The organism is Chamaesiphon minutus PCC 6605, assembly GCF_000317145.1.
In the GTDB taxonomy this organism is placed as follows: Bacteria; Cyanobacteriota; Cyanobacteriia; order Cyanobacteriales; family Chamaesiphonaceae; genus Chamaesiphon; species Chamaesiphon minutus.
On record NC_019697.1, the window covers coordinates 3,985,938 to 4,007,262 of the forward strand.

The 21,325-nt window shown below is 46.1% G+C and carries 20 protein-coding genes; 14 read left to right on the top strand and 6 right to left on the bottom strand.

What is annotated here, in order from left to right:
• The first annotated feature begins 276 nt into the window (after window positions 1-276).
• The 6 genes from CHA6605_RS18255 (at window position 277) to CHA6605_RS18280 (ending at window position 6,736) form a co-directional block, all read left to right on the top strand.
• Complete coding sequence (locus CHA6605_RS18255) at window positions 277-603, top strand: hypothetical protein (protein WP_015160880.1); 327 nt, start codon at window positions 277-279, stop codon at window positions 601-603.
• Window positions 604-624: 21 nt separating this feature from the next.
• The gene (locus CHA6605_RS18260; protein WP_015160881.1) at window positions 625-1,062 is read left to right on the top strand and encodes a type II toxin-antitoxin system VapC family toxin; all 438 of its coding nucleotides are present in this window, start codon (window positions 625-627) and stop codon (window positions 1,060-1,062) included.
• Window positions 1,063-1,129: 67 nt separating this feature from the next.
• A complete protein-coding gene (locus CHA6605_RS18265) occupies window positions 1,130-2,305 on the top strand; it encodes a cysteine desulfurase family protein (RefSeq protein WP_015160882.1) in 1,176 nt (391 codons plus the stop codon).
• Between the two features lie 931 nt (window positions 2,306-3,236).
• Complete coding sequence (gene rne, locus CHA6605_RS18270) at window positions 3,237-5,567, top strand: ribonuclease E (protein ID WP_015160883.1); 2,331 nt, start codon at window positions 3,237-3,239, stop codon at window positions 5,565-5,567.
• A 389-nt stretch (window positions 5,568-5,956) separates the two neighbouring features.
• On the top strand, window positions 5,957-6,316 hold the full coding sequence (locus CHA6605_RS18275; RefSeq protein WP_015160884.1) for a hypothetical protein: 360 nt from the start codon (window positions 5,957-5,959) through the stop codon (window positions 6,314-6,316).
• Window positions 6,317-6,736: an HNH endonuclease gene (locus CHA6605_RS18280; RefSeq protein ID WP_015160885.1), complete on the top strand. Its 420-nt coding sequence runs from the start codon at window positions 6,317-6,319 to the stop codon at window positions 6,734-6,736.
• Window positions 6,737-6,962: 226 nt separating this feature from the next.
• On the opposite strand, the gene CHA6605_RS18285 is transcribed toward CHA6605_RS18280, so the two are convergent.
• A complete protein-coding gene (locus tag CHA6605_RS18285; protein ID WP_015160886.1) occupies window positions 6,963-7,607 on the bottom strand; it encodes a hypothetical protein in 645 nt (214 codons plus the stop codon).
• Between the two features lie 139 nt (window positions 7,608-7,746).
• On the opposite strand from CHA6605_RS18285, the gene CHA6605_RS18290 reads away from it, so the two are divergent.
• Window positions 7,747-8,355 (top strand): ribonuclease HII, encoded by a 609-nt coding sequence (locus CHA6605_RS18290; RefSeq protein WP_015160887.1) that lies wholly within the window; start codon window positions 7,747-7,749, stop codon window positions 8,353-8,355.
• 71 nt (window positions 8,356-8,426) lie between these two features.
• On the opposite strand, the gene CHA6605_RS18295 is transcribed toward CHA6605_RS18290, so the two are convergent.
• Window positions 8,427-9,014, bottom strand: coding sequence for a DUF1997 domain-containing protein (locus CHA6605_RS18295; protein WP_015160888.1), 588 nt, complete (start codon window positions 9,012-9,014; stop codon window positions 8,427-8,429).
• Between the two features lie 280 nt (window positions 9,015-9,294).
• Between CHA6605_RS18295 and pheA the strand changes: the two genes are divergently transcribed.
• The 3 genes from pheA (at window position 9,295) to CHA6605_RS18310 (ending at window position 13,210) form a co-directional block, all read left to right on the top strand.
• Window positions 9,295-10,143: a prephenate dehydratase gene (gene pheA, locus CHA6605_RS18300; RefSeq protein WP_015160889.1), complete on the top strand. Its 849-nt coding sequence runs from the start codon at window positions 9,295-9,297 to the stop codon at window positions 10,141-10,143.
• A gap of 81 nt (window positions 10,144-10,224) precedes the next feature.
• Window positions 10,225-11,829 carry a hypothetical protein gene (locus CHA6605_RS18305; protein ID WP_015160890.1) on the top strand — a complete coding sequence of 535 codons (1,605 nt, stop codon included), beginning with the start codon at window positions 10,225-10,227 and terminating at the stop codon, window positions 11,827-11,829.
• A 439-nt stretch (window positions 11,830-12,268) separates the two neighbouring features.
• A complete protein-coding gene (locus tag CHA6605_RS18310) occupies window positions 12,269-13,210 on the top strand; it encodes a glycosyltransferase family 8 protein (protein ID WP_015160891.1) in 942 nt (313 codons plus the stop codon).
• 42 nt (window positions 13,211-13,252) lie between these two features.
• Here the strand turns inward: CHA6605_RS18310 and CHA6605_RS36265 are convergent, their stop codons facing one another.
• The 3 genes from CHA6605_RS36265 to CHA6605_RS18320 form a co-directional block, all read right to left on the bottom strand.
• Entirely contained in the window at window positions 13,253-13,381 is a 129-nt protein-coding gene (locus CHA6605_RS36265; RefSeq protein ID WP_269744503.1) for a hypothetical protein, read from the bottom strand.
• A 759-nt stretch (window positions 13,382-14,140) separates the two neighbouring features.
• Window positions 14,141-16,027, bottom strand: coding sequence for an ATP-dependent zinc metalloprotease FtsH2 (ftsH2, locus tag CHA6605_RS18315; RefSeq protein WP_015160893.1), 1,887 nt, complete (start codon window positions 16,025-16,027; stop codon window positions 14,141-14,143).
• A gap of 252 nt (window positions 16,028-16,279) precedes the next feature.
• Window positions 16,280-17,194, bottom strand: coding sequence for a PhzF family phenazine biosynthesis protein (locus tag CHA6605_RS18320; RefSeq protein WP_015160894.1), 915 nt, complete (start codon window positions 17,192-17,194; stop codon window positions 16,280-16,282).
• Between the two features lie 259 nt (window positions 17,195-17,453).
• Here CHA6605_RS18320 and apcA point away from each other — a divergent pair, with 259 nt between their 5' ends.
• The 3 genes from apcA (at window position 17,454) to CHA6605_RS18335 (ending at window position 19,046) form a co-directional block, all read left to right on the top strand.
• Window positions 17,454-17,939 (top strand): allophycocyanin subunit alpha, encoded by a 486-nt coding sequence (apcA, locus tag CHA6605_RS18325; RefSeq protein ID WP_015160895.1) that lies wholly within the window; start codon window positions 17,454-17,456, stop codon window positions 17,937-17,939.
• A 78-nt stretch (window positions 17,940-18,017) separates the two neighbouring features.
• Entirely contained in the window at window positions 18,018-18,503 is a 486-nt protein-coding gene (apcB, locus tag CHA6605_RS18330; RefSeq protein ID WP_015160896.1) for an allophycocyanin subunit beta, read from the top strand.
• A gap of 339 nt (window positions 18,504-18,842) precedes the next feature.
• The gene (locus CHA6605_RS18335; protein ID WP_015160897.1) at window positions 18,843-19,046 is read left to right on the top strand and encodes a phycobilisome linker polypeptide; all 204 of its coding nucleotides are present in this window, start codon (window positions 18,843-18,845) and stop codon (window positions 19,044-19,046) included.
• A gap of 165 nt (window positions 19,047-19,211) precedes the next feature.
• Here CHA6605_RS18335 and CHA6605_RS18340 read toward each other — a convergent pair whose 3' ends face one another.
• The gene (locus CHA6605_RS18340) at window positions 19,212-19,829 is read right to left on the bottom strand and encodes a hypothetical protein (protein ID WP_015160898.1); all 618 of its coding nucleotides are present in this window, start codon (window positions 19,827-19,829) and stop codon (window positions 19,212-19,214) included.
• Between the two features lie 85 nt (window positions 19,830-19,914).
• Here CHA6605_RS18340 and CHA6605_RS18345 point away from each other — a divergent pair, with 85 nt between their 5' ends.
• Entirely contained in the window at window positions 19,915-21,135 is a 1,221-nt protein-coding gene (locus tag CHA6605_RS18345) for an esterase-like activity of phytase family protein (RefSeq protein ID WP_015160899.1), read from the top strand.
• Window positions 21,136-21,325: the final 190 nt, after the last annotated feature.

Consider the following 21,325-nt stretch of genomic DNA (forward strand, 5'->3'; position numbering starts at 1 on the left):
GAAAATCCCCTCCTCGGAGGGGTGCCCGCAGGGCGGGGTGGGTAAAAATCCCCTCCTCGGAGGGGTACCCGCAGGGCGGGGTGGGTAAAAATCCCCTCCTCGGAGGGGTGCCCGTAGGGCGGGGTGGGTTAGATCTCCGCATCGCACCACCAACTCCCGATCGAATCTTCACACCCCCACACATGCCCACAGATCGACACTTACCAATTTATCTCGATCGCCTATCAATAATGCCATACAATAGATATATCACAACAAACCGAGCAGCCAAACATCATGCAAGCTCACCAAAATAGTATCAAAGTCAATATTCTGCTCCAGCAACGAGCAGACGGAAAAACTGTTGCTTCTGTGTTAGAAGTCCCTGACTGTACCGCTGAAGAAAATAGTCGAGAACAGGCTATTAGTAGTCTGCGAGACAATCTCATTAAGAAACTAGAGACAGTCGAAGTAGTTTCGCTAGAATTGCCCATGAATCAGCACAGAGAGAAGGATCGGGGATGGTTGAGATCTATAGGAATATTCAAGACAGATCCACAATTTGAAGAATTTCAACAAGGGATTCAATCTTACAGAGATGAATTGGATAGTTTTAATTCTTAGTACATCGAGCAGATAACCATTGTGAGTATATGGATTTTAGATACCGACCATTTATCTCTCTTACACAGAGAAAACTCACAACTTATAGAGCGGTTATCATTGCACCAACAGGATCGAGTAGTCATCACTATTGTTACTGCAGAAGAGCAATTACGCGGAAGGCTGAGTGTAATTAGCAAAGCATCCGACCCTAAAAGCAAAACATCGCTTTCTTTAGCTTATCAAAATTTGCGGTTGACTATTGAGAGTTTACAAGAATTTGAGCAAATAGATTTCGATCTTGAAGCAGAATCAATTTATCATCAACTGCGACAGCAAAAAATTAGAATTGGCACACAGGATTTACGAATTGCCTCGATTGCCTTAGCAAATCAAGCTACTTTACTAACTCGTAACTATCGAGATTTTTCGCAAGTTCCTAATTTAATCATTGATGATTGGACGAGAGCGGATCGGTAGGGGCGGCTAGATTCACACATCCAACCCCACCAGTCCAGATCGCATCTACATTCTTACACACCACCACATGCCCACAGATCGACAGTTACCAATCTATCTCGATCGACATGCCACCACACCAGTAGATCCGCGTGTCTTGGCGGCGATGCTGCCGTATTTTACCGAACATTTTGGCAATCCGACTAGTACTACCCACGAGTATGGGTGGACGGCAGAAGCGGCGGTAACTGGAGCTAGAGAAACGATCGCCACTGCTATCGGTGCCAGTCCTGAAGAAATTGTCTTTACCAGCGGTGCGACTGAAGCTAACAATCTCGCGCTCAAAGGTGTCGCCGAAGCTTATTTTGCCAAAGGGCAGCATATTATTACCCTGCAAACCGAACATAACGCGGTTTTAGATCCTTGTAAATATCTCGAATCATTAGGATTTACAGTTACTTATTTACCAGTTCAGTCTGATGGATTAGTCGATCTTGACGAACTAAAAAATGCGTTTCGTCCCGATACGATCTTGGTATCGATAATGTCAGCTAATAATGAGATCGGCGTACTTCAGCCCTTAGTAGATATTGGTAAATTGTGTCGAGAAAACGGCGTTTTATTTCATACCGATGCCGCCCAATCGATCGGTCAAATTCCGCTCGATGTGGAGTTATTAAATATCGATCTGATGTCGATGACCGCTCATAAAGTGTATGGACCCAAAGGCATCGGCGCGCTCTACGTCCGTCGCCGCAATCCGCGCGTGAAGTTGTCGCCGCAGTTACACGGTGGCGGACACGAACGGGGAATGCGATCGGGTACGCTCTATCCACCCCAAATCGTCGGCTTTGCCAAGGCTGTCGAATTCGGTATCGCCGAAATGGAGGTAGAAACAGCTAGATTGACGCAGCTCAGAGCGCGATTATGGTCGCAATTGAGTCAAATCGATGGCATCTATCTCAACGGCCATCCGACTCTCAGACTGCCCGGAAATCTGAATATTAGTATCGCTGGCGTCGATGGCAATGCCTTGTTATTGGGATTGCGTCCGACGGTGGCTCTTTCCTCTGGAGCCGCCTGTAGCTCGGCCAAAATCGAGCCTTCGCACGTCCTCAGAGCAATAGGACGCAGCGAATCTTTGGCATATGCAGCACTACGGTTCGGAATTGGGCACAATAATACAGTAGAGCAAATCGATCGAGTTGCCACTGCCACGATCGCCACGGTTCAAAGTCTGCGGAAGTTAGCTTTGAGATCGTGACAATTTACAGGTATAATCGAAAGTAACCAGGAGCGATCGCATCTATAGAAGAATAAGCTCAGCCAATCTTCTCAGCACTCCGGTAATCCAAACTGGACGCGATCGCCTACTTGACAAAATTTTCGTGGATTCTGGACATACCACCATCCTTGTAGCTAATTACTAAGTGCAATGGATTTAGTGAGAATTGGAGGATCGCTCCAGTTCGCTCTATTTTAGGCAGCTACAAATCCAACTCTTATCGGAGTTGAATTTTCAATCGCTGGGGCAATCGTCTGAAGATTGAAGCCCAACTTCTATGAATCTTTGTTCGTAGACGATTTTTGGGTAAACGATCCGTTGGTTGTTGGCATAGCCGTATAGCCGAGAAGACTTGCCTTCGGCACGACAGACGCCATAGCACGAGCATCGAGTAGCTAAGGTCTGAGATTAGAGAGAAATAATGAGTCGATCCGTCAGCGCAAAGTTTAGACAGTCAGTCCACATTTTGGTTAAAACTACCTAGCTTTAGAGTTGACGCAGCACCTCCCCTGGAGCCTTGCTTGTCTATTTCCCGATCGGAGGTAAAGCTGCACCTAAGTCGCAGTGGCTACTTTTGAGAACTTTAATTTAAGATCCAAGCGATCTCGCCTTCCCCGCTCGCCCGATCGATAATTGGGGCTAAGCATCTAGATGTCTGGTTGTGAGTGTATCATTTAGCACCACCAACAAAGTATCGATGTCAACCATTTAGTTTCCCAATCAGATCCGCAAGCCGACGATTTGTATCCCTAGCCCGATCGTACCTGCTTTGGCGATCTATCCATTATCAGCACACAACAGTTAGCTACTGGGACAAATTCGGATAAATTACGTTACATCATACCAGCACCGTTCGAGCATCTATCGATTCTAGGCGATCGAGCGCGCTGCTAATTTTCGAGGAAATTGAATGCCAAAGCAAATAATTATTGCGGAGCAACACCGCATTGGTGCCGTATTTGGAGAAGACCAAATTCAAGAATTGGTAGTAGCGACCGGACAACATCAGGTCAGTGACATCTATCTTGGCATCGTCGAAAATGTGTTGCCAGGGATTGACGCTGCGTTTATCAACATCGGCGATCCTGCTCGGAATGGATTTATCCACGTTACCGATTTAGGGCCGCTCCGACTCAGACGCAGTTCGGGTTCGATTACCGAATTGCTCGCACCGCAGCAAAAAGTGCTGGTGCAGATCATGAAGGAACCAACCGGAAATAAAGGCCCCAGATTGACGGGGAATGTCAGTCTTCCCGGTCGTTATGTCGTCTTAATTCCCTTTGGTAAAGGGGTAAATCTCTCTCGCCGCATTCGCTCTGAAGGCGAGCGCAATCGACTCAGAGCCTTAGCAGTACTAGCCAAACCAGCCGGAATGGGTTTGCTGGTGCGGACTGAAGCTGAAGACACGACAGAAGAGGCCATTTTAGAAGATCTCGAACAACTCCAAAAACAGTGGGAGATCGTCCAACAGGATGCTAACTCCACTCGCGCGCCAGCACTACTCAATCGCGATGATGATTTCATTCAAAGAGTCTTGCGCGATATGTATTCGCAAGATGTCAATCGGATTGTCGTAGACTCCGAACAGGGACTCAAGCGGGTTAAGCAGACACTTTCAGGCTGGACAGACGGTCAGTTACCTCAAGGCGTTGTCGTCGATCGTCACCGCGAACGCCAACCGATTCTCGAATATTTCCGCGTGAATGCAGCGATTAGAGAATCATTAAAACCCAGAGTAGATCTGCCGTCTGGCGGATATATTATTATCGAACCGACAGAAGCACTAACTGTCGTCGATGTCAACTCTGGCTCGTTTACCCGATCGAATACTTCGCGCGAGACGGTACTGTGGACGAATTGCGAAGCCGCTACCGAAATCGCCCGTCAGTTGCGACTGCGGAATATTGCGGGGGTAATCATCATCGACTTTATCGATATGGATTACCGCAAAGATCAACTGCAAGTTTTAGAGCATTTTAACAAACAGTTGCGAGTCGATAAAGCTAGACCTCAAATCGCCCAATTGTCCGAATTGGGACTAGTAGAGCTAACTCGCAAACGCCAAGGTCAAAATATTTACGAACTCTTTGGCGAAACCTGTGCCACTTGTGGCGGTTTGGGACATTTAGCTCACGTTCCTGGCGAAACCGTTTACGGTGCCGATGGCGAAGCAGTGCCAATTTCGTTAGTGTCTACCACTCCCGTCCGCGAACATCGCACTCGCAACAATGTCGATCGTGATGGGGTAACTGGGAGAGGATTGACTAGAGGCCCCCGCCGCAACGATCGCACCTTACCCGATCTGCGTCCATCGGTAGTCTCAGTCCCAGAACCATGGGAAAACTTCGAGTCAGAAGGAACTGAAGGTGAAGACGACTTCAATTTGGTCAACCATCCTAGCTATCAACAGCAGAATGGAGTTGGCAAAAAACGCCGCCGTCGCGTGGGTCGCACCGAGCGCGAAGAAGTAGTGCGAAATGTGGTACCGCGTCCGACACCGAATGGCGACACCCTCCGCACGCCAATTCCCAATTCTAATTCGCCAAGTCGCGGCGTCGTCACGAATAATCGCGGTATTCCCACCTCGATCGAGAATAATAACCGCGCTACTCTCATTAGTAGTGACTTTGCCCCTCCGCCACTCGAAGCCTACGTCCCCGATGAGCCTACTGGAGCCGAAGACTCATCCGAATTGACAGATGATGCTGCTAAGGAGCGGGATCGACCGGGGAAACCACAGCGAGTTAAGCCGACCCGACCGACGATCGAACCGCCAGAGGTAGTCTCTGTCGAAATGTCGGATTTGGAAAAGGAAACCTACGCGTGGATGGGAGTTTCACCACTGGTAAAGTTGGGACGGGAGTTAAATAATCCTAAAACAGCGATCGTCCATGTCGTACCGATCGGAAGTTTACCCCCCGAACCGAGCGTTTCTGCGCCAAGTCCTACCGTGGAAGCGATCGACACAGAGGATATCGCCACACCCGAAGCACCCACTAGCGAGATCGTGGAACGGGAATTTACAATTCCGGTAGCTCCACCAGAGATCGCGCTAGAACAACCTGAAGCTGAGGAAGAAGTGGCTGCGACTCCTCAATTTGCCAGTAGCGATGCAGCGATCGAGTCTGCACCAATGGCAGATCCGCTCGAGAGTGAGACATTGACAGCGGTTGCAGAGGTGCCAGAAGAGTTGCCTGAGAATCGACGGCGCAAACGCCGTTCTTCGGCGATCGTCGATTGAGTCATGCTTCCGATATTGTTGCAGTTTAGGATTCACGGGTGTGAGTGAAACCTATATCTGGCAAAGGCTGTCTTATCTTGACGCAGTGTGGGCGGTTTTCCCGCTCACACTGCGCTGCTAGTAGTCTACGGCGTAAATCTAGTTACTATTTTGGCGGGGAGCGGGGAGCGGGGAGCGGGGAGTGTGAAATAGTAACCTAACTTGCGCCGCGCAGTACTAGTCAACGGAAGATCGATTTAGTTTGTTACAAGGAGATATCGAGTTTAATATGACGTCTTGACTCGTTGCCGTTCTTTTTAGGTAACGAGCGTTTTATAAGGCAAGCTCGATCGGTTGTAGGTTTAGCCCAGATGAGTTAAGATTTACCTACAACTATCGATAGATCTCTTATGCGATCGACACTAGAAATAGAAGGAACTTGGGAAGAAATTCTTGCTAAGGCTAATGAATTTTCTGGCAAACGAGTTAGATTGACTCTATTAGAAAAAGTAAATAGTAAAGAATCAGATCTTCTTAAGGAAATTAATCTTGGAGTTTCGACAGATACTTGGACTAAATATCATACTCTAATTGCTAAACGCCAAGCTGAAATCATGACAGAGGAAGAGCAGCAGCAACTAATTGAAATTAGCGATCGATTGGAATTAGCTAATGTTCGCCGGATGAAAGCATTAATCGAACTCTCAGATCTGCGTGGTCAGTCTTTGTCTACAGTTATGCAAGATTTGGGGATTTCAGAGTTTCATTAAATGCCCGAACTAACTGCTAGACAAAAAGAACTTATTAACGAAAGAGCGCAAAGATGTTGTGAATATTGTTGGAGTCAACTTAAGTTTTCACCCGATCCTTTTTCCATCGAACATATTATTCCTTTGTCTAAAGGTGGAACTTACGACCTCGATAATCTAGCTCTGTCTTGTCAAGGGTGCAACAATCGTAAGTATAATCTGACAGAAGCAATCGATCTGATCGATGGTAAACTCGTACCGCTATATCATCCCCGCCAACAATTGCATGTGGAACATTTTGTGTGGAGTGATGATTTTACCGAGCTGATTGGGATTAGTCCGACTGGGAGAGCGACGGTAGTTAGGCTGCAATTAAATCGGGAAGGGGTTGTTAATTTACGAGGGTTATTAAGAGAGAAAAATCTTCATCCTCCCGATTAAATATTCGATCGACCCAAATAACCCTCGATCGATATCTACAGTAGCGATCGAGTATGCCAAGGTTGATAAAATAAGCCGAAGTCATTGCTCCGCTTAGGTTTGAGTGGTGGGCAATGCCCACCCTACGGCTAAAAATGTGGGCATTCAGAACTCTAAAAAGTACAATCGGTAATATTTTGAGCGATCTCTTTACCCACAGTTTTAGTCTGGTCGCGCCACTACGGCTCTACTCACTACCTTCTTCTTCATAAGAATCTATGTCAAAAATATCATACATTTCTTCTATTAAATAAGTCCACAATCCATCATAGTCAAGTTTACCTGGACTAGAACCTACAATGGTGACATCAACGTTTTTCAAATCAACTTCTAATTTAAGCAGTATACTATGCCTTTCTTCTTCTGTTTTAATATAGCAATCATCCATGATATCTTTATTACTGACAAAAAAGATATCATATATTTTCAAGCATTTAGCAAAACCTTCAATATCTGAATTGATATACGTTGTTTTTTGCAGAAATTTTTCTCTGTCTTTATATATTGGGTTCTCAGCTAAATATATTCCACCATCTGATTCTTGAATAGATATAAACATACCCATAGCAACATGTTTGCCGATTTTATATATAAATTCTAAATTATTCTTTTCATCTTCTTCGTTTATATATTCTGTACAATCTTGCTTGCTATCAATACAAGCATACTTTTTTACTTGTGATAGGTCGAACGCCCACTCCAATGATTCAACCAACTTTGGCAAACCCGTATTACACAAAAAAATAATATCGTTACTTGGTATATTAATGATTACTTCTTTGGATAAAAAAGCAATTTTATTTAGGTCTAAATTATAAAATTTGTCTTCCATTAATTTAACCTCATCTGCCGCTGGGAGGGGTAAAGATGTGTAGCAGTAATTTAATAATTGGCATTAATCGATCGACTATCGATCGATCGAGCTATTATAGCAAGATAGTTATGCCGAATTCAGGTTGGTTGAGCTGCTGATGATTAGTTACGAATTAACTCGTCCCGAAGAACTGATTGCTGGTGTCGATGAAGTCGGGCGGGGTGCTTTATTTGGAGTAGTGGTGACAGCGGCGGTGATTTTGCCTAAAGATGCGATCGAGCAATGTCAAAGTTGGGGAGTTAAAGATAGTAAAAAGCTGTCCCCACAACGTCGAGAACTTTTGGTACCGAAAATTCAACAAATTGCGATCGCGTATCAGATTGGGATTGCTACGGTTGCCGAAATCGATGAGATTAATATTCTTCAGGCGACGCTAGTGGCGATGCGGAGGGCGATAACTGGTTTGGCGGTGACGCCGGAATTATGCTTGGTAGATGGCAATCGTGAGATTCCCCAGCTCGATGTGCCCCAACAAACTTTGGTTAAGGGCGAAGATCGATCGACCTCGATCGCGGCTGCAAGTATTTTAGCGAAAGTGTGGCGCGATCGGGCTACCAGTGAATTAGCAGCGATTTACCCATTGTACGATCTAGAAAATAATAAGGGTTATGGTACTGCTCAGCATCGTAATGCGATCGAGAAATATGGCATTACTCCAGAACACCGTCAGTCGTTCAGTCCTTGCAATCGTCATGTTTGCCCTTAATGAGGCGAGTGAGATTTTGGATTTTGGAGTTCGCTCTCCCAACTCCCAACTCCCCGCTCCCAACTCCTTCTCTATCCCAAATGCGGAGCTTGAGGCTGGGTTGATGGCTTGGTGCTGGTACCTTCAGTTCCGGTATTAGCCCATAAAATATAATCGGCAATTAGTTGGTGCAGCAATCGCTGTTTGAAAGTGTTGAGAATCCCTTTGAGCAGACTATTTCCTGCCGATTCTACCATCGATCGAGGCATGAAGTTTAATGGTGGTGGGAGATCTACTCGAACTTGAAGATCTGCCAATCCTTCTAGATATGTTTGCCCGTTTTCTTGATAGGGGGATAACTTACCCATCAGTTGCAGACTAAAGCGACGATCGATGTAGTCGATGCCGCGAATTTCGCATTTGGTAGAGGCGATCCGCACCGTTCCATCTGCTTCCGTCCACACGCGCAAAAATACCGTTGGCTGAAGCTCGAATCCAAAAAAGTTTAGGGTGCGCATAGCTAGCCGAAACTCGTCCTCGCTGAGTTGTTGGACGCGACTGGGATCTACTAGCGCATTAACTAACCGATGTGGTTGGCGCAGATAATGCCCGATCGGGATCGGTTGCTTGGGTACGGCAATATCGACCGATCGATCCGCTGAGAATTTAACGATTTGCATATCTAAAGCAAGGAGTTAGAACCGATACTACTATGCAACATTATTGGCTGTCAAAGATCGACATTGAAAAAATTGTCTTAGAAGTAAATATTTAAAAGCTAAGTAAAAATTTTAGTTCTAATCGATCGCTCTCTAATCGCGATAAAATACATTCATCTATAATTTTATCGCATCTCGGTTCTTTGGGGGATCGGCTTTACTGCCTAGATCTCTAGCTCGAATTTAATGCTCGGTAGTTTATCAAATTAGTACGGCATATAGTACTAATTAGCAACTGTATATGACTCTAAAGATCGGCCATTTAGGGCCTACGGGTACTTATTCTGAAGCGGCGGCATTAGCCTACGCGCGCGCCAAACTTGCTGGGGTGGAGTCGTGCTTGCAACCCTATCCCAATATTGCCCAAACGCTCAAAGCTGTTGCCGCCAAAGAAGTTGCCTTGGCGATCGTCCCAGTCGAAAACTCGATCGAAGGTGGCGTGACGATGACTGCCGATACGATCTGGCAACTCGTCGCCAGTCTCCAAATCCAACAGGCGATCGTCTTACCGATCCATCATGCCTTAGTTTCGGTCGCTGAGGACTTGAGCCACATCGAGACGGTGTATTCGCATCCGCAAGCTCTGAGCCAATGTCAGCTTTGGTTGCAGCAGCATCTCCCCCAAGCGGTGCGGATTGCAGATAATTCTACTACCGCAGCACTGGCAACTTTGGCTGCCAATCCTCAAGCTGCTGCGATTTCTTCGGTACGTGCGGCTAATTTGTATCAATTGCCAGTCTTGGTACGATCGATTAATGATTACCCCGACAACCAAACTAAATTCTGGGCGATTAGTTTGCAGCCGACTCTGGCGGGTAACCGTACTTCTGTGGCTTTCAGTTTGCGATCGAATACTCCAGGCGGATTAGTCACGGCATTGGGGTTCTTTGCCAATCGGGGACTGAATTTGAGCCGAGTCGAATCGCGTCCGAGCAAACGCTCTTTGGGCGATTATTTATTTTTTATCGATATCGAAACCGATCGCTACAATTGTCGCCAACTCAAATCTGCACTAGCCGATCTCGATGCTTATGCTGAAACAGTCAAAAATTTTGGCAGTTATGACACTACCATCATCGAAGTTCTCTAAGCGGTCGCAATTAAAGTAATATTTAATACCAAGTACGATAACCACTTTTAAAATAAATCCACTCAAGATAGGAATTTAATTATGCTGGTTGCCATGACTCCAGACTTGCTATTGCAATCTGAGCACATCGCTCAGACAGGGTTACCCGATCTCACTCAACCCCAATACCTCAACCAACTTGCCGATCGATTGCCCCTCGCGCTGGCAATTTTCGCGCTCTTAGCGATCGGATTGGGTGCGGGCATGGCTTTGTTCAACTTTTCGCTCCGTAACTATCCCCCAAATGTCGTCATTGGCGATTGGGTGATGCAGTCGGCTCAACTGATGCGCGGATTGCAGCAAATCTTCCTCGTTACGGCGATCGTGCTGTTGGGGTTTGGATTGTGTTCGACGCTAGCCAACCGTCAGAGCAATTGGGAGCAAGCACGAGTAGCTCAAAAAACGCCAACGCTGGCTGCTGGGGAATTAATCCAACAATCTTCGCCCCAAGTCAGCTATATTACCCAAGAACCTTTTACTTATACCACGCAGCTCGATGGCAAACTGGTAAAAGTTCAAGACAAAAGAGATGTCACCCGTCAGTCATCAGTCAGCGGCTCGAATCTGCAAGTGACAATCTCGCCGCTCAAAACAAATACCAGCAATAGCAATAATTTCACGCTCGACTTTAGAGGCGATTATCAGATTACCAATCCGATTGGTACTACCAATCGCTTTGTCTTTCAAATCGCGCCCCCGACTGGTTATTCACTCCTCCAAAACTTTGAAGTCGAGCGCAATGGTAAAAAATTAGCTTCGACTTCTCCTGGTGAATACCGCTTCCCACTTCAGATCGCGCCTGGTAGCATCAGCAAACTCCGCGTTAACTATCGCGCGCAAGGATCGCCGCAATGGGTTTATAGTGCTAAGGCTGGCTCTCTAGACAACTTTCGGATGACGATCGCCTCTTCAGTCCCTCGACTCAATTTTGTCAGCGACGTCGCACCCACCAAAACAACAACTAATGGCGATCGACAAACGTTTACTTGGGCATTCGATCGAGATGCCTCGGTGCAAAAGCCTTTCGGGGTAGCGATTGGGGCACCTGTAGCCGCACAGACGGGCACGTTGCCGCTATTATTACTGCTAGCTCCTGGCATTTTTGGCTGGTGGATGCTCCTGTTATGTCTGTCGATACCGATGCGACTCCAAGACATCGCGATCTCTGGATTGGCATTTTTCGCGGGGATGTTTGCCCTCACCTATTTCAGTCGGATCGGTGATTTTGTATCCGTGTGGAGTGGCGTTTCGATCGTGTTGTTACTGCTAGTGTGGGGCTTGGGGCGCGGTAATTGGCGGATTGCTCTAGCTGCGATAATTTCGACGCTCGTGGGTGCAGTTATTCCCATCTATAGCTTTTCGATCGCCGAAGGTAGCTCTGTTAACGGTACGCGCGGGATGGTACTCAGTGCCGTGGCACTGCTATCGGTATTCTGGTTGGTGGCGCGCAATTGGTACGATTGGTATCGTCTAGAACCCAGCGAGCGTCCGCTACCAGAGCGATCGCATTCCGAACCTGAAGCTATTTTCACCCGTCACGATCTGCTCGAAGAATCAGCCAAATACAATCAGCTCAATCCCGGCTCCCCGACTCAAGAAGAGATCGAGCGGCGGCGACTGCGGGATGAAGGGATCGAAAATAAATAGTCGCTCCTGTTGTACGATTGCTCAAGCATCTTAATCGATCGAGCCGTTTCGGTCCTCGATCGCCAACAAGCCCAGCTAGTCTATGGACTAGCTGGGCTTGTTTTGGCAATTTAACTTTCTCGATCGCCGAGTAAATTTGCTATTTTTGCGGATGATTAAGCTCTGATGAGGGCAGTCAATCGATCTGCAAAATCTAGAACATTTAAGGGGGTAACGCTTACAGAGGATGTTTCGACACTGCAATCCATCATTTTGTATAGACAATTGGCTTAAGAAAGAGTATTGTAATTAGCATCGCTTCAGTCAAATGGCGTAGAAATTGAAGATAAACTTATTTAGTCTTTTTGTACTAGTGCCAAGGGTGAGGTAAGCGATAGACGGTCTAATTGTGGGGATTTTAGCTAGTCAGGTCAGCAAACATATTTTTTACATTAAATAAATGAAGCCCCCAATATCAGTTGCTTTGTGTGCGGATAAGAATATTGAAGTTAGTTTACATGTAACCTTATACTCTCTAATGAATAGCTCTCGATCGCCGATCGAAATTAATTTAATACAGAAAGATTATAGCTCTACAGATATAGAAAAGATTCACAAAACATTAAAGCCATTCTCAAACAAATATCAATTAAATGTGATTGAATTTGATGAGACTACATTATTTAATAAATATTATGGCCTGCATGGGAATAAGTTTAACTTTACTAAGCTCATGCTTGCAAATCTGTTACCAAAAGATCGGATTATATATCTAGATAGCGATCTATCGATCGGTAAAGATCTTAGCGAACTTTTCAATTTAGATCTGAATAATTGTGTAATTGGTGCTGCTTCGATCGAGACTATTGGTGATTCGTTACGAAGCAAGTTTTATACATCGATCGGCATGAAAGAAGAAGCTAGATATTTTAATTCTGGCGTAATGGTGATGGACTTGAAAAAATGGCGAGAATTGGATATTACTACTCAATGCCTAGATTGGGCTAATAAGTATATCGATCGATTAACATTTGGAGATGAAGCTATTTTAAATTGTATTTTTTATGAAAATTTTCAAACTATAAATTCTTCTTATAATTACCCACTATATCCAACTTCGGACGTAGTCGCCTCAAATTCAGAAAATATCTTTCATTTTGTCGGTTCGCCCAAGCCATTCGATTTTATGGGAGAGATAGTACATAGTAATTATGATGTTTTTAAAAAAACACTAGTTCAAACTAGCTTTAGAAATTACAAAAGCTATGTTAATTTATCTGTGCGTAAGTTAAAGCGGACAATCCGATTGTCTCGCTCTTATTACAATTGTTTTGCAAAGCATATAATACAGAGATTGAGTAAGAATGTTAGATATGTTTCTCTTTTGGAGAAACATATCTGATATAGCAGTTAAAAAATCTCCAAGCTGCCCTTGTATTTGATATCAATCATCCTCTTTTGGCTCTTTTACAAACACGATCTCTGGCGTAGGTAATATTTCACCTTCTACTACTACAGCAGTCCCCGAAGCATTTTCGATCGTGGGGACACTAATTGGTAGCGCAGCCGCCATGCGCATGAGAAAGAAACTAAAATTTGCAAGTAAAGGTTAGATCGCAATAAGTTTAGCAGTCCCAACCAACAATCTACCGCATTTAAATCCTCTCTGAAGAGGGGTGCCCTTAGGGCGGGGTGGGTTCGCCATCTTCGATCGAGAGATAATATGCGATCGAACGATAAATTATTTACATGCCAACCTGGTAGGAGTGGAGACAATACGGTTCGGTTAAACCAATTTTTGTTCTAGGTTTAGTCCGCGAAGGCGGACTTTGCAACACTAGCGGCGGTTTCAACCGCTGACTGACTGACTAACCGAACCCTCTTGGGAGTGGAGATAGTTGGGAGATGGTTTGCTCACATCTTGCACCAATACGGAAAGACTAGTGCTTAGTAGAGATAGTCGGGTACCCACAAGCGGCGTTTTTATTCGGGGGTTCCCCCCGAATAAAAAAACGACAAGACAGGGGCACCCCTACGCAATTAATCTGTAGGGGTGCCCCTGTCTTGTCTTGTCTCGCTGCAAGGTTGCGCTTCCATGGTCGGGAAACCCGACCGGAGCGCATCCGCATAATCCGGGAGGAAACCTCCCGGATTATGCGAGCCGCTGACGCACACAAACGGGAGGGAGCGATGCATCGCTGTCTCGCTAAACCCTCGGCAAAGCCGAGGAGCGCGAGCCGCTCCTGGGAGAGGATTTTTCGATCGACAAAAAGCCCTGCTAGTTTAATAACATTAGCAGGGCTTTTTGAATGATTAAAATGTCAAATCAAATCTACAGCATCGGTGCGAATTGAGGCTTCTCAGGTACCACTGTGTACTCAGCGACGATTTGACGGAACTCTTCACCGTCGATCGTTTCTTTCTCGATTAAGATATCGACTAAGCGATCGATCACCGAGCGGTTTTCGCGCATGATTTGGATTGTTTCTTGATGACAACCAGCGATGATTTCGCGGACTTGTCGATCGATCTGAGCGGCTACTTCATCGGAGTACTCAGAACGCGCGCCCCAGTTACCACCTAGGAATACTTCACCAGATTGGCTTTCTAAAGACAGAGGGCCGAGTTTGGACATCCCGAAGCGAGTGACCATTTGACGAGCCATAGAAGTAACTTGTTGCAAGTCTCCACCAGCACCAGTCGTGACTTCCGAGTCGCCAAAGATGATTTCTTCAGCCGCACGTCCGCCCAGAGCACCACAGATCCGAGCGCGGAGTTGAGTCCGAGAGATCAAGGATTGGTCTTCAGCAGGTGTGAACCAGGTCAAACCAGCAGCTTGTCCGCGTGGAATTAAAGTTACTTTTTGGAGTGGATCGTGAGCGGGAATTAGAGTAGCGACGATCGCGTGACCGACTTCATGGTAAGCGATCAGACGTTTGCTCTTACCATCGACTAATGGCGTGCCTTCCATCCCTGCTACCACGCGATCGACTGCATCGTCGATTTCGAGGTTAGTAATTGCATCTTTGCGACGACGTGCGGTCAAGATTGCAGCTTCATTGAGCAAGTTAGCTAAGTCAGCACCACTAAATCCGGGCGTCCGACGCGCGATCGCATCTAAAGAAATGTCTGCACCTAATTTTTTGTTGCGAGCGTGAACGTTAAGAATTTCAACCCGTCCAGCGACATCGGGTGGATCTACTTGGACTTGGCGATCGAAACGACCGGGACGTAACAATGCAGAGTCTAACACGTCAGGACGGTTAGTTGCGGCGATAATAATGATTCCGGTATTTCCTTCAAAACCATCCATCTCGGTGAGCATCTGGTTGAGAGTCTGCTCGCGTTCGTCGTTACCACCACCGATACCCGCACCGCGTTGGCGACCGACGGCATCAATTTCATCGATAAAGATGATACAAGGAGCGTTTTCCTTGGCTTTTTTGAACAAGTCGCGGACGCGGGATGCACCCACACCGACAAACATTTCTACAAATTCCGAACCAGAGATACTAAAGAAGGGGACGCCAGCTTCACCTGCGATCGCTTTAGCAAGCAAGGTTTTACCAGTACCTGGAGGGCCGACTAACAATACACCTTTAGGAATCTTGGCACCAACAGCCGTAAAGCGTTCGGGCTGTTTGAGAAATGTCACTACTTCTTGTAATTCTTCTTTAGCTTCGGCAATACCCGCGACGTCATCGAACATCACCCCAGTTTTGGCATCCATCTGAAACTTCGCTTTGGATTTACCAAAGTTCATCGCTTGACCTGGGCCACCAGGCATGTTGTTGGAGCGGCGGAATAGCAAGAACAAGCCACCGATTAACAATATTGGAAATACTAAGTTACCCAGAAATCCCCAGACAGCACCGTCATTGCGCACGGGATGGCTGTCAAAAGAGATGTTCGAGTCTCTGAGTTTGGCAATCAATTCGGGGGCGTTGGTGGGCAGATCGACACGCAAGCGTTGCATCCGATTCTCGAGGTCTGGATCGACTGCTTCAACGATCGCGGTTCTACCACCATCGTAGAGATCTACTGTTCTGACTCGATTTGCATCGAGATACTCCAAAAACCTGCCATAGGTCATCCGAGTACTGGCTGTATTTTTACCGACTTCAGCGGTGACGGGTGTGAACGCCCCTTGCCAGACGAAGAAGCCAATTACTAGAACGGGTATCGTCCACAGTACTGCTAGTTTCCACGAAAACTTCATAAAATTGTTTGCCTTTGGTTATGGGGTGATGAGCGATCTAGCGAGAGTTATAAATTTCAGCTTGTCTTACTACAGTTTAAAAATATCTTAAAACATATCTTAACTAAATTTAACGTAATTCTCAGATTTCGGAAAGGGGGGGAGTAGGCGATCGGGGATCGGGGATCGGGGAGCGAGGAGCAAAATGCGGGGTGGGCATGACTCGCCATATATGTTTGAAACAGTTTTAGGAGCGAAGTTGCCGGAGCCTAATTACAGGATAAATTCACCTTTGGCGATGGTGATGACGCGACCGCCAATACTGACGGGGCAGCGAGTGGGTGTATACTCGGCACGGAGATAGAGCAGTGAAGCTCTTCCCATTTCTACGCCTTGCTCGACAGTGATATCTAGCTTGGGGCTGCCGAAGTACTGGTATTTGGCTAGATAAGCCGCCAGACAACCATTCGCACTCCCCGTCGCCGGATCTTCGGGAATCCCAAACCATTCTGTAAATACCCGGACGTGTAATTGTCGATCGGGATTGACAGTTTCCGCGCAAAATACCAAAATTGCCTGAGCGGGAAGAGTGGCAACGGTCTTAGCATAGATAGCTAGATCTAATTTTGCTCGACTCACTGCGGCTATCGTTTTTAGCGGCACTATTATTGATGGTAACCCAGTCGTGACAGGCTCGATCGGATACCGCTCGTCGATATCTGTAGGGTTTACACCAATGACAGCAGCTAGATCCTCGACATTGACGCGATCGAAGAATTGGGGTTGTTGTTGGTGCATCCACAAAATATCTGGCTCGCCATTGCGGTAGTGAATATCCACCCCAATTTGTCCGATTTTGTAGTTGAGTGCGATCCGCTCGATTGTCTCCCCGACAGCCGCCGCTGTAGATTTGCCGACTAGTTCCCGTGCGATGACAAAGGCCGTCCCAAGCGTCGGATGTCCCGCAAACGGTAGTTCTGTCGTGGGCGTAAAAATGCGGGTGTTGTAGCCGCCATTAACAGGCTCCGAGCTGGTGACGAACGTCGTCTCGGAAAAATTAATCTCGCGAGCGATCTGCTGCATCTGAAGATCCGTCAAGTTTTCAGCATCCAGACATACAGCCAACTGATTCCCCGTATACTTCTCCGTCGCAAACACATCCAGAATCAAAAACGGAATATTAGTCATTTTTGTTACTAAACTTGACTCCCCTCTAATTGTCCCACTCATCCATTCATCCACCCATCCACCCCCAATCCTCGATCGTTACAAACTATTAAGACTTTACTCAGAAACTAGTAATAATGCCGGAAAATGTTTGCGGAAGGTATAAAAATCGTGACTGACTCATACTCGATTGTGAGTAATAGCGATCCGCCTCAGACCTAAATGGCTTCTAGCCAGTTAATATAAGTCTGGTAACAAACTTTTTTGGAGCAAACCCACAATGAGTATCGTCACCAAAGCGATCGTCAATGCAGATGCTGAAGCTCGTTACTTGAGCCCAGGCGAATTAGATCGGATCAAAAACTTCGTCACTTCTGGCGAACGCCGTCTCCGCATCGCTCAAACCCTAACTGACTCTCGCGAGCGTTTGGTTAAAGGTGCTGGCGACAAGCTGTTCCAACAACGTCCTGATGTTGTTTCCCCAGGTGGAAACGCTTACGGCGAAGAAATGACTGCAACTTGCTTGCGCGACCTCGATTACTACCTCCGGTTGATCACTTACGGTGTAGTTGCTGGTGATGTTACTCCGATCGAAGAAATCGGTGTAGTTGGCGTGCGTGAAATGTACAGATCTTTAGGTACTCCGATCGATGGCGTTGCGACTGGCGTCCGTGCGATGAAAGATGCTGCTACTTCAATGATGTCTGGTGAAGACGCTGCTGAAGCTGGTGCTTACTTCGACTACCTAATCGGTGCAATGAGCTAGTTTAAAACTAGTTTATCGACAAGTCCGATTATATTTCGCAACATAGGCAACTAGAGACTAGATAAGGAATTTAGGAAAATGCAAGACGCAATTACTTCTGTTATCAATTCATCCGACGTTCAAGGTAAATACCTTGACTCCTCCTCGTTAGACAAGCTCAAAGCTTACTTCGGTACTGGCGAACTCCGCGTTCGTGCTGCTGGTACGATCAGTGCTAACGCTGCTACCATCGTTAAAGAAGCTGTAGCTAAATCCTTGTTGTACTCGGATATCACTCGTCCCGGTGGTAACATGTACACCACTCGTCGTTATGCAGCTTGCATCCGCGACTTAGACTACTACCTCCGTTATGCTACCTACGCAATGCTAGCTGGCGACCCTTCTATCTTGGACGAGCGCGTTCTCAACGGTTTGAAAGAAACTTACAACTCCTTGGGAGTACCTGTTGCTGCTACCGTTCAAGCAATCCAAGCCATCAAAGAAGTTACTGCTAGCTTAGTTGGTGCTGATGCTGGTAAAGAAATGGGTGTTTACTTAGACTACATCTGTTCTGGCTTGAGCTAGTCATCTAAGTTAACCAGCTTATTTCCGATCTAGATAAAAAAGTCGAGTCTGGGAAGTCCAATGTGAGTATTAGCTCTTCAGCAGCTTATCTAGTCTAACTAAGGTAAGTTTTGACGATCTAAAACTAACGTTTGACTCCCAGACTTTGATGTATTTGGAGATTTGAATTTCGCGATCGATTGAGATTATCTCATTACATAAGTAAAGTATTGCGATTGCCGAAGGCAGGTCTTCGACCAACGACTCCCGATCTCCCTACTGTTATTGGAGCATCGGCGACCGAAAAGTGCGAAAATTAGTATAGTTTATCCAAAATATAACAATAGGAGAACCACCGACATGCGGATGTTCAAAGTCACCGCCTGCGTTCCCAGCCAATCTCGCATCAGAACTCAGCGCGAATTACAAAATACTTATTTTACTAAATTAGTACCTTACGATAGCTGGTTCCGCGAACAACAGCGAATTATGAAAATGGGCGGTAAAATCATTAAAGTTCAATTAGCCACTGGCAAACAGGGTGCTAATACTGGATTACTTTAATTATTAATCGGCAGAGTATCAAAAGAGGTCGGATATCCGACCTCTTTTTGTTTGTAAAGAGCGCAACGACTTCTAGTCGTTGTTTGTGATGCAAAGTCCGCTAAGGCGGACTAAGAAATCGAGTAGACTACTAGGCGACGATTTCAATCGTGCGGAATGTAGATTTTAGACATTAAGCTGTGAAACTGCCTGTGCGATCGCGGTTTTCTGTTCTTCATCGTAGCCCCAACGAGTCAAAAAATCAGTATAAGAACCAGTACCAGTCTCAATACTAACGATTAATTCCCGACATATATTCCAAATCTGCGGTAGATTTATTTGCTGGATAATTTTGGTCGTCCGCGCGGCTACTGTTGCTGAAGATGTCACCATGTCGCTGTCGTTGCGTCGCTGATGATAGAGTTGCTGCGCGGTAGACATAGCGATATTTTTGACGAGTAAGTCCGCAGTAACTTCGGGGTGCGTGCGGAGTGCGTCAATAATTTCTGGCTGAGGCTCGTCGCAAATCGGATCTGGCGAAGTTAAATAAGTAACAAAAAAGCCCCGCGCACCATTGGCAGTTTTAACTAACTCGGATACAAAATCTCGAACTCCATCGGGTGTCAATTCCTGTTTTTTAAGCTGCGCCAAGAATGCTTGCGTCAGCTCGATCGCTTCATCGAATTTGATATTATGAGGAACGGGCAAGGTAGATAAAGACATGTTGTAATTAGTCGATCGTCGATCGCCGCTAGCTTGGTTCTGAGTCGCTCGGAGGAGCGGGCGTTGATTTTTGTGGGGCACAGAGTCTTAAACTGTAGATAATGGGTTAATGGGTTAGCCGACCATTATCAGCGTCTTTAATTATGTATTATTACCCAGAATCGATATGAGTCTAGATAAAAACCCGAATTCTCAACGCAAAAAATTCGGGAGTTGGATTTTAGCCGGGACTGTCTCTTTCGGAGCTTTGTTGTGTCTGATGGGGATTGCGATCTTTTTGACTTCCTGTAGTTCGGAGTTGCCTAGTGAGGCTAGCAGTAGGATCTTCAATAAGATTTCAATCGAGTATATCGGCGAATACCAACTTCCTCAAGATTTGCAGGTCAAAGACACCCCTGTCGGCGGCTTGTCAGGACTGGCTTACGATCGACAGCAAGACAGGTTTTATGCAATTTCTGACGATCGGGGGGACAAAGCTCCAGCTAGATTTTACACGCTCAAACTCGATCTCGATACCAAAAGTCCCCAAGTCAAATTCAATAAGGTAGATGTTACCGACGTCACGTTGCTGAAAAATGCCAATGGGAAAACATATCTGAAATGGGAAACCGATACCGAAGCCATTGCCTTAACCTCACAGTCATCGGTATTTATCTCTAGTGAAGGCGATCGCAGCCGCAACGTTCCGCCATTTATCAACGAATTCGATCTTAAAACTGGGCAAGTCAAACAAGCGTTACTCATTCCACAGCGGTATCTACCCGATACCGAAGCCAAACGCGGTGTGCAGAATAATCTGGCATTTGAAGGCATGACACTCAGTCCTACAGGTACTCTTCCGGCTAGCGGCGAACCAGTGCGACTATTTGCCGCCACAGAATCAGCCTTAATGCAAGATAAAATAGTACCCAAAGTTGGCGAAGATGGCAAAATTCCCGGTGCCAAAAGTCGCTGGCTGCACTATCTGCTGAGCAATCGTCCCGATGTGATTAGCGAGCACCTGTACCAGCTAGATCCGCCGCCATTAGGTGCCATCGAGCATGGTTTGCCCGAAATTGTCTCGATCGATACTAGCGGTCATTTTCTTACCCTCGAACGTTCTTTCGGTCTGACAGGCTTTAGTGCGAAAATCTTTCAAGCTACCCCCGCAGGTGCTACCGATACTAGCAAGATTGCCAGCTTCAAAGGGAATACCACCATTCAACCCATTAAAAAACAATTAGCCTTCGATCTCAAGCAACTCAATATCTACCTCGATAATCTTGAAGGGATGGCTCTCGGCTCCAAGCTTCCCGATGGCAGTCAGACATTATTGTTAGTTAGCGATAATAATTTTACCAAGCGTCAAATCACTCAGTTCTTGTTATTCAAACTCAAGCAGGGATAATCAGCTTTTAGACATTTAATCTACTGGTTGAGAAAAGGTAGCCGATCCGAGGATGGAGGCTGATGACATCTTCACGAAGAGCATTTAGTGCATGTGAGCTGAAAAGTCCAACCCATAACCGATCGACTCGATCGCATCATCGAGATCGTTGTTGCTATCGATTAGCTATCTACGATCGACTAATTATCCT